The sequence below is a fragment of the Lysinibacillus sp. fls2-241-R2A-57 genome (assembly GCF_030209535.1).
Lineage (GTDB): Bacteria > Bacillota > Bacilli > Bacillales_A > Planococcaceae > Lysinibacillus.
The window spans coordinates 1-9,249 of sequence record NZ_JARVRU010000157.1; the positions used below are offsets into that span (position 1 = coordinate 1).

Genomic DNA, 9,249 nt, shown 5'->3' on the forward strand with positions numbered 1-9,249 from the left:
AAAGCGGAGCGGCGAAAGCGGAGCGGCGAAAGCGGAGCGGCGAAAGCGGAGCGGCTGCAACAATATGTTGGTCACGAGGGCATTTTAAAGGACGTGATGCTTTATGATGCTCTATTTAATGGTTCTTTCCGTCGATCCATTGGTTCTTTCCGTCGTTCTGACTCTTCTTTCCGTCGCCTCGTTGGCTATCCGTCGCTCAGCCTCTTCTTTCCGTCGATTCCTTGATTCTATCCGTCACTTAACCTCTTCTTTCCGTCGATTCGGTAGTCCTATCCGTCGCCAGTTCTTCTTTCCGTCGCTCAATGGATCTATCCGTCGCTTAGCCTCTTCTTTCCGTCGCTCCATTGGTTCTATCCGTCACTTCAGCTCTTCTTTCCGTCACTTCGTTGGCTTTCCGTCGTTTTGGCTCTTCATCCGTCGTTCGGCTTCTTCTATCCTTCGCTCTAATGGTTCTTTCCATCACTTCAGCTCTTCTAATTTTTTATGCCCCATAATACAAAAAAGATGCAAGTACAGCTATTTTAATAACTGTACTCACATCTTTTTATTAGTTAATACCTCGCATTGCTTTTGAAATAATCGGCGAAAGTATTAATATTATAATCCCTAAAACAATAGATAAGAAACCTAAGAAGCCAAAGTACGTGAATTCACTTACCGCTTCATAAACCTTAACAAGTTGTGCGTTAATAGCTTGCGCTGCGGCACTTGTTAAAAACCAAAGTGACATTGTTTGTGCAGCAAAAGCCTTTGGAGCCAATTTTGTAGTAGCTGACAATCCTACTGGAGATAATAATAGCTCCCCAATTACAACTAAGAAGAATGACAGTACTAACCACCAAGGACTTACCAATGTTTCTCCACCTGATAAATATGCTGGAATCATCATAACTAAGAATGATAATCCTGCGAAGAATAACGCAAATGCAAATTTACGTGGTGTAGATGGTTGTTTATCACCCAATTTTAACCATAACGTTGCAAATAACGGCGCCATCGTAATGACGAATAACGGGTTTAATGATTGGAACCATGAAGATTGAAGCTGGAAGCCACCAATATTCAACTGCGTACGTGAATCAGCATACGTAGCTAAAATTGTAGCGCCTTGCTCCTGGATTGCCCAAAACATCACTGCTGATAAAAACAACGGAATATATGCAAGTAGACGAGACTTCTCATCTTTTGTTGTTTTTTCACTACGATACATGACAAAAAAGAACACTGTTGGAATGATAACCCCAAGAGCCGTAATGATTAAACTAAAAACATCCACTGTCAATACACCAGTTTTAATGCCAATACCACCTGCTATGATGATAAGTAAGGCCGCAATTCCAAACTGTGTAAAGACTTTTTTACGCTCTTCAGGCTTTAATGGATTATTTACTTGTAAGCCTGCTACGCCTAGATATTTTTTCTCTGTTAATTTATAAACAATTAAACCAATTAACATCCCTAACCCTGCTACACCGAAGCCAAGGTGGAAACTATACTTTTGTCCAATTGTTCCGACAATAAATGGTGCAATGAATGCCCCCATGTTAATACCCATATAGAAAATTGAAAAACCTGCATCACGACGATTATCAGCTTCAGCATAAATATCTCCAACAACGCTAGAAACGTTCGGTTTTAATAAGCCTGTCCCGATAACAATAAAGGCCATTGAAGCAAATAACATGCCCACACCGCCAGGTAATGCTAGCAGTAAATGACCAATCATAATAAACACGCCACCATAAAAAATAGTTCTACGTGTACCTAACAGTCGATCGGCAATCCAGCCACCAATTATCCCAGACATATAGACAAGTGAGCCGTAGATGGCCATAATGGAGTTCGCTGTTCCACGATCTAGACCTAGACCGCCTTCATTCAATTCATAGTACATAAAGAAAATCAGAATTGCTCGCATACCGTAGTATGAGAATCGTTCCCAAAATTCTGTGAAAAATAATGTAAAGAGCCCTTTAGGGTGTCCGACAAAGCCATTTTGAGGGACGGATTTAACAATTTCATCTTTAGTAGACATAAAAATACCCTCTCCCAATTTCATTATTCAATAAAAATATTATTACCCATTAATAAGGATAAATAACTATGTTTCATCATACTAAAGCGTTTTAAAAACTTTTTCAAGAGTTTTAAAAAATGTTGGAAATTTATCATTTTTCTATAAATTAAGAATATTTTTTCTGCTTTTATATCAAAACCCTTGATATCCCTAAGTTCCCTCACTTTTCGAAACCACCTAAATTACAAATTAACAAAAAATTATTCTAAAATATTTTATAATCAGATTATTTTTTCTTTTAACGAACAAGCTAGGATTAACCTAAATTTCATGTAATGCGATATAAATCTGCTATCTTCATTATGCTTTTTTCAAAAAAAAATATGCAAGAAGTGAAGTGCTTCTTGCATACTTTTAAACGTCATTGATTATTTAATTACATATTGCTGATATTTCGCATAATCCGCTTCTTTTACCTCTAGTGTTAACAGCGTACCATTTTCTTCATACGCTGTTTCATAGACAGATGCATATTCATTTAAATAAGATACGATATTTCCTTGTTCATACGGAATGAGCATTTTACATGTTACATAATCCGAGAAAATATGCTGACGGATCATTTGGAGTAATTCCTCTAATCCAATCGCTTGCTTCGCTGAAATCCAAATATTATCACCGCTGACAACAGGGTATGGAACGTTTGCTATATCCGCTTTATTATAAACATAAATTGTCGGAATTCCCTCAACACCAACTGCTTTAAGCGTTTCATTTGTTACTTCCATCATAAAGCCATGCTCAGCATTTGAAACATCTACAACATGTAGCAATAAGTCGGCATCGCGAGCTTCTTCCAATGTTGAGCGGAATGCTTTCACTAAATGATGTGGTAATTTGCTAACGAAGCCAACTGTATCTGTTAATAAGAATGTCTTATTATCGTTCAATTCTATTTGACGGACAGATGTTTCAAGTGTGGCAAAAAGCATATCCTTTTCAAACACTTGTTTATGATCTTCCTGCCCTATTTTCGTAAGTAACTGATTCATAATGGTTGACTTACCAGCATTCGTATAGCCAACAATCGAAACGACAGGGACAGCATTTTTGCGTCGTTGTTTACGCTGCGTCTCTCGTTGCTCCTTTACATGTTCTAGCTCCTTCTTTATTTTCGAAATCTGATCCTCAATTTTTCGACGGTCTAGCTCTAGCTTTGTCTCACCAGCACCACGGTTTTTAAATCCGCCTCCTGTGCCACCACCTTGACGGCTGAGAGACGCATGTAAGCCGACTAAACGCGGTAGCATATATTGCAATTGTGCTAATTCAACTTGCATCTGTGCTTCACGTGTTTTAGCGCGACGTCCAAAAATATCTAAAATCAACATCGTTCTATCAATAACCTTCGTCTCTAAATCACGCTCTAAATTGCGGATTTGTGAAGGTGATAATTCATCATTAAAAATTACTAAATTTGCTTGTGCTTCATCATAAAAGTTTTTTATTTCTTCAATTTTACCAGTACCAACATAATGAGAAGGCGTAATGCGCTCTAAATTTTGTGTGACTATGCCGACAACTTCTACATTTAAAGCCTCAGCTAAATTTTTAAGCTCCTCCATTGAATAATCAAAATGCTCATCATTCCGTAAATTTACGCCAACTAAAATAGCCTTTTCCAATAAAATATCTACTTCCTTAATTCTATCCATCCACGAACCTCCCCCAATGCCCTGACACTACTACGACAAATTTTCTCCATCTTACCATATAATGCCCTAATTCGTGTCGTTTAACATGTTTCGAAAAAATGCGCCTTCTTTGCAAAAGGCGCACTTCATTCATTTACTTCCGTTCTTCTTTTAGTAAAACTACAGTACGATTGAATTCATCTTCAATATCTTTATTCGGTTTATACGTCAAAATGCTGACAACAACCGCCACGAGTAAGCATACTAAGAAGCCTGGAACAATCTCATACAATGTCTCAGATAAGAACTTTATTTTCCCCCAAATAAAGGCTGTTGCGGCACCTGCAACCATTCCACTGAGGGCCCCGTAATTCGTTAATTTTCTCCAATATAGGGACAGCAGTATAATTGGACCGAATGCTGCACCAAAGCCAGCCCAAGCAAAGCCCACTAAGCTCAAAACAGAACTGTCTGGATTCCATGCTAAAATCGCTGCGATAATAGCTACAACTAACACAGCGACACGGCCAACAAAGACATAATGCTTATCGTCTGCCGTTTTATTAAACAAAGCTTTGTAAATGTCTTCTACAAGCGCTGATGAAGTAACAATTAATTGCGATGAAATTGTACTCATAACAGCAGCTAAAATGGCAGCTAGCATGATTCCTGCAATAAATGGATGGAATAAGATTTGGCCAAGTACAATAAATACTGTCTCAGCGTCCTTTAACTCACCTGCATTTTGCTCATAATAAGCCACACCTACCAAAGCTGTTGCAATCGCTCCGAATAAACTTAACATCATCCAACCAATACCGATACGACGCGCTTGCTTTGTTTCTTTTACTGAACTAATTGCCATAAAGCGCACGATAATATGTGGTTGTCCAAAATAACCTAGTCCCCATGCAACTGAAGAAATAATTAATGCTGCAGTTGCAGTCGTAGGTAATAAGCTCAGATGTTCAGGTTTTACAGCTTTAATAGATGCAATAGTGTCTCCAATTCCACCTGTTAAAGACAATCCAAATAGCGGTACAGTAATAAGCGCTAAAAACATAATGAGACCTTGTAAAAAGTCTGTATAACTAACCGCTAAAAACCCACCAAACAATGTGTATGCCACAACAACTGCAGATACAATTAATAAGCCAGTATGGTATTCATAGCCAAATGAACTATCAAAAAATTTGCCTCCTGCAACCATCCCTGAGGATACATAAAATGTAAAAAATATTAAAATAATAATACCTGACGCAATTCTTATTAACTTTGTGTTGTCACGTAAACGATTATCTAAATAACTCGGAATAGTAATTGAGTCATTAGAAACTTGTGTATATACACGTAGTCTTGGTGCTACCAATAGCCAATTCAAATACGCTCCGATTGTTAAACCAATGGCAATCCAGGCCTCCACAATTCCAGATAAATAGATTGCACCTGGTAAACCCATTAACAGCCAGCCAGACATATCTGCTGCACCTGCGCTCAGCGCCGTGACAGCAGGCCCTAGTGAACGCCCACCAAGCATGTAATCCGTTAAATTCGATGTTCTAACAAATGCATACCAACCGATTCCTAACATAGCAACCATATAAATAATAATCGCAAGTAATTGATACATGTTTGCCGACATATTGCTCCCCCTCTTTCCCTGTTAATTTTCTTTAAGAACTCTTTAATAAAAATACCACAAATATACAAATTAACCTATAATCATTCAGAAAACTAATTCCACATTGTAAAGTAACATTGTACTATGAAAAATGTGTTAAACTAGTGCCATCTATTAAACGGTAAAGAAGGCGAAATATATGTCATTTGAAGAAATGAAAGCTCAGCTTATGGAGCGAATATTACAACAGCAGCTCGTTACTGCTACAATCAGTCAACCCCGTTTGAAATCAAACGAAGTAAAACGCATCAAACTAAAGCCTTTATTGCTAAAGGATGTTTACCATATACAAATTGAATACCAATTTGAACGTATTTTAAAACACGAAAACATTTTATTAGAAAAATTCCCCGCTAAGCTAGAAGCATTTTTTAACGATTTCCGTCAAGCACATGTTGATTTTATGGATGAAAAAGTACAAGTTCAGTTATCAAAAAAGAACAAAGTACTATGGAAATCTGATAAATCTTCGACTCCAAAGCAAGTAGATTTAGCGCATAATCGCAAGAAAAACTATTTACTGGCAGAGGATAAGCCGTATCCTTTTTTAATTCGTCTTGGGGTGCAAACAGAAGAAGGCAAAATAAAAAAACAAAAATACGATAAATTTAAACAAATTAACCGCTTCATCGAATTTATTGATGATGCATTAACATATTTGCCAAAGGATCGTCAGGTTCGTATTTTAGATTTTGGTTCAGGCAAATCCTATTTAACGTTCGCCCTATACCATTATTTAAAAATTGAAAAAGGCTTAGATATTCGTGTCACTGGTTTAGATTTAAAGAAAGAAGTCATTGAAGAATGCTCACAAATTGCACAAGATTTAGGCTATGAGCAACTCGAATTTCTAGTAGGAGATATTAATGATTATAACGATGAGTCAGCTGTGGACATGGTGGTGACGCTTCACGCCTGTGATGTTGCCACAGATATGGCATTAGCCCGCGCTGTAAAATGGGGAGCGAGCGTAATTTTAAGTGTTCCTTGTTGCCAGCACGAGCTAAATCGCCAGCTTCACACACCGTCACTTGATATCATGCTTCAGCACGGTCTTGTACGAGAACGTTTCGCAGCACTCGCAACCGACTCAATCCGAGCAGAAATTTTATCACTCGTTGGCTACGAGGCCCAATTGCTGGAGTTCATCGATATGGAAAATACACCGAAAAACATTCTAATTCGAGCATATAAGACCGGTAAAAAGCCAAGTTCCGAACAGCGTGCTAACTATGATGCGTTTTTAAAATTGCTAAATGCCAAGCCGTTTTTAGCAAATGAGTTAAAGGCTTATTTGTAAAATATCGCGGTATTTATGGGGACGCGCGGGTATTCACGCTCCTTCCGCGAGTATTTCATGGGGACGCGCGGGTATTTACCCTCCTTCCGCGGGTATTTCATGGACGCGCGGGTATTTGCCCTCCTTTCGCGGGTATTTCATGGCGACGCGCGGGTATTCGCTCTCCTTCCGCGGGTATTTCATGGGGACGCGCGGGTATTTGCCCTCCTTCCGCGAGTATTTCATGGACGCGCGGGTATTCACGCTCCTTCCGCGAGTATTTCATGGGGACGCGCGGGTATTTACCCTCCTTCCGCGGGTATTTCATGATGACGCGCGGGTATTCGCCCTCCTCCCGCGGGTATTTCATGGACGCGCGGGTATTTGCCCTCCTTTCGCGGGTATTTCATGGCGACGCGCGGGTATTTCTGAATTTGCTCTATCAAAAAGGCGGTCCAAATACATTTGGATCGCCTTTTCATTATTATAGTTCTTGTCTTAAAGCTTGAATAACGTCAATTTTTGTGGCTTTGCGTGCTGGGCGATAGCCTGAAATCATCGCTACACCGATACTAATTGCTGATGCAATGATAACAAGCTGCCAAGGAATAAGAGAAAATGTAATTTCATTTCTACTAAATGCATCTTCACCTGTTGCTGCTTCTAAAATTAAAGGCAATGCAGCATTGGCCACAAAGCTAATAACATATGAAATTACTACAGCTAACAAAGTACCCACAATACCGATGAATGTACTTTCCATTAAGAATAATCGCTTAATAAGCTTTGGACTTGCTCCGATCGCCTTTAAAACACCAATTTCACGAGTACGCTCTGTAACTGCCATTGTCATTGTATTGAAAATACCAATTGATGCGATTAATACTGCAATTGTTCCTACAAATATTAAACCAATTTTTAATACTAGGAAAAATACATTCATTTGATCCAATTCTTCAGTAACCGAGTATACGCTATAACCTTTGTCTTTTAGCTTGTCTAATATTGGCTTTACATTTTCCATACTATCAGCAAAAATATTAAACTCAGAATTAAACATTTCATCCTCTTTAACATCACCAGCTACTAAATTTGCAGCTAGCACCGGCTTTTGCTCTGCGTCCATATAAATTGAGTTATTGATCATCCAATCATAAGAAGGCTTCTTCATGACACCGACAATCGTATATTTCATTTTCGCCATCTCTTTTGTCGCATTATCATGAGGTACTAATGACAATTCAATCTCTTTGCCAATTAATGAGTCCTTATAACCTTCCTCACTTCCATCATAATACGTGCCTTCTGCTTCAGCTTTTTTATTTTTCTCTTCAATAATATTACGTTCGGCATCATTTACTAACGTTTGAGCAAAATGATAACCTACAATGATTTCATTTGGCTTTGATGGATACTTTCCTTCTGCAAGCTTGCCATTTACTTGCTCAAAATCTTTCATATTAGCAACGAATACTTCAGAATTCGTATCACGTCCCTCAAAAAATGAGTGAGCAGATGCATTGACAGTAATCGTTTCGAGCACAGTTTCCACATGCTCTATATCTTTTATTTCATGTATTTGATCATCTGTAAATTGTTTATCGCCAAACACTTGAATTTTCGTAACTTTTTCATTCGATAATATTTCATTGCGTAATGAATCCTGAAGCCCAAATCCGACTGAGGCGAGGACAATTAAAAATGCACAGCCCATTGTTGCCGCTAGCACTGTCATAAAAACACGTAGTTTATTTTTCTTTATATGCTGTGTAACAAAATCTAATTGATCTTTAAATAACATGTTATGCTTCCTCCTTTACAAGCTCACCATCGTACATGCGGAAACGTCGATGTGCTATAGTCGCTACTTCCTCGTCGTGAGTAATGATGACAAATGTTAAACCAAGCTCACGGTTTAAACTTTGAATAAGTAACAATATATCTTGCTCCGTTTCCGAATCAAGACTTCCTGTCGGCTCATCCGCCAACAAGACAGGTGGATTTGTAATCAGGGCTCTCGCAATACTTACACGCTGCTGCTGACCACCAGATAATTCATTTGGATAATGGTCTGCCACTTCCGTTAGACCAACCTTGTCCATTAATCTCTCTACCTTTTCTTTACGCGCAGCTTTTTTAGTACCTTGTAATTTTAAAGGTAGTTCAATATTTTCAAACGCTGTTAAGCCAGGCATCAGTTGAAAGTTTTGAAAGATAAATCCAAACTGTTGCAAGCGAAAAGCGGCACTCTCTGTTTCCGTGAGTTTAGCTGTTTCTTTTCCGTTTACCTTAATAGACCCTTGTTCAGATTTCATAAAACCAGCCAAAGTTTGTAATAAGGTTGATTTTCCAGAGCCACTTTTGCCAACAATTGCGACAATCTCTCCTTTTTTCACCTCAAAGTTGACACCTTTTAATACTGGAACCTGTTTTTCCTTGCCCTTTTTTCCGATTAAAAATGTATGTTGTAAATTCTCGACTTGAATCATTTTCAAATAAACGCCCCTTCTTCATTCTTTAGATTCATCACCAAAACGTGTGGTTGATTTCCGTTCCGACTGGGCGCTTTGTTGCTGAC

Annotated in this window: 7 protein-coding genes; 2 read left to right on the forward strand and 5 right to left on the reverse strand. The window is 38.5% G+C overall.

All coding sequences use genetic code 11. The features are described 5' to 3' along the window. Positions 1 to 103: 103 nt before the first annotated feature. On the forward strand, positions 104 to 574 hold the full coding sequence (locus QRN68_RS21290) for a hypothetical protein (protein WP_285399027.1): 471 nt from the start codon (positions 104 to 106) through the stop codon (positions 572 to 574). Here QRN68_RS21290 and QRN68_RS21295 read toward each other — a convergent pair. From QRN68_RS21295 to putP, 3 genes are all read right to left on the reverse strand, one after another. After that, positions 548 to 2,035 carry a peptide MFS transporter gene (locus QRN68_RS21295; RefSeq protein WP_285399028.1) on the reverse strand — a complete coding sequence of 496 codons (1,488 nt, stop codon included), beginning with the start codon at positions 2,033 to 2,035 and terminating at the stop codon, positions 548 to 550. The genes QRN68_RS21290 and QRN68_RS21295 overlap by 27 nt on opposite strands. A 410-nt stretch (positions 2,036 to 2,445) precedes the next feature. After that, positions 2,446 to 3,732, reverse strand: coding sequence for a GTPase HflX (gene hflX / locus QRN68_RS21300; RefSeq protein WP_285399030.1), 1,287 nt, complete (start codon positions 3,730 to 3,732; stop codon positions 2,446 to 2,448). Between the two features lie 133 nt (positions 3,733 to 3,865). Continuing rightward, positions 3,866 to 5,353 (reverse strand): sodium/proline symporter PutP, encoded by a 1,488-nt coding sequence (putP, locus tag QRN68_RS21305; protein WP_285399031.1) that lies wholly within the window; start codon positions 5,351 to 5,353, stop codon positions 3,866 to 3,868. 178 nt (positions 5,354 to 5,531) lie between these two features. On the opposite strand from putP, the gene QRN68_RS21310 reads away from it, so the two are divergent. Further along, a complete protein-coding gene (locus QRN68_RS21310) occupies positions 5,532 to 6,692 on the forward strand; it encodes a class I SAM-dependent methyltransferase (RefSeq protein ID WP_285399032.1) in 1,161 nt (386 codons plus the stop codon). A 463-nt stretch (positions 6,693 to 7,155) separates the two neighbouring features. On the opposite strand, the gene QRN68_RS21315 is transcribed toward QRN68_RS21310, so the two are convergent. Both QRN68_RS21315 and QRN68_RS21320 read right to left on the reverse strand, forming a co-directional pair. Then, the gene (locus QRN68_RS21315; RefSeq protein WP_285399034.1) at positions 7,156 to 8,472 is read right to left on the reverse strand and encodes an ABC transporter permease; all 1,317 of its coding nucleotides are present in this window, start codon (positions 8,470 to 8,472) and stop codon (positions 7,156 to 7,158) included. A gap of 1 nt (position 8,473) precedes the next feature. Beyond that, on the reverse strand, positions 8,474 to 9,160 hold the full coding sequence (locus tag QRN68_RS21320; RefSeq protein WP_285399035.1) for an ABC transporter ATP-binding protein: 687 nt from the start codon (positions 9,158 to 9,160) through the stop codon (positions 8,474 to 8,476). Positions 9,161 to 9,249 lie beyond the last annotated feature (89 nt).

Bases quoted from the DNA above. Each gene is read 5' to 3' on its own strand.
- QRN68_RS21290 (WP_285399027.1), top strand. From the start codon at position 104: ATGATGCTCTATTTAATGGTTCTTTCCGTCGATCCATTGGTTCTTTCC.
- QRN68_RS21295 (WP_285399028.1), bottom strand. From the start codon at position 2,035: ATGTCTACTAAAGATGAAATTGTTAAATCCGTCCCTCAAAATGGCTTT.
- hflX (WP_285399030.1), bottom strand. From the start codon at position 3,732: ATGGATAGAATTAAGGAAGTAGATATTTTATTGGAAAAGGCTATTTTA.
- putP (WP_285399031.1), bottom strand. From the start codon at position 5,353: ATGTCGGCAAACATGTATCAATTACTTGCGATTATTATTTATATGGTT.
- QRN68_RS21310 (WP_285399032.1), top strand. From the start codon at position 5,532: ATGTCATTTGAAGAAATGAAAGCTCAGCTTATGGAGCGAATATTACAA.
- QRN68_RS21315 (WP_285399034.1), bottom strand. From the start codon at position 8,472: ATGTTATTTAAAGATCAATTAGATTTTGTTACACAGCATATAAAGAAA.
- QRN68_RS21320 (WP_285399035.1), bottom strand. From the start codon at position 9,160: ATGATTCAAGTCGAGAATTTACAACATACATTTTTAATCGGAAAAAAG.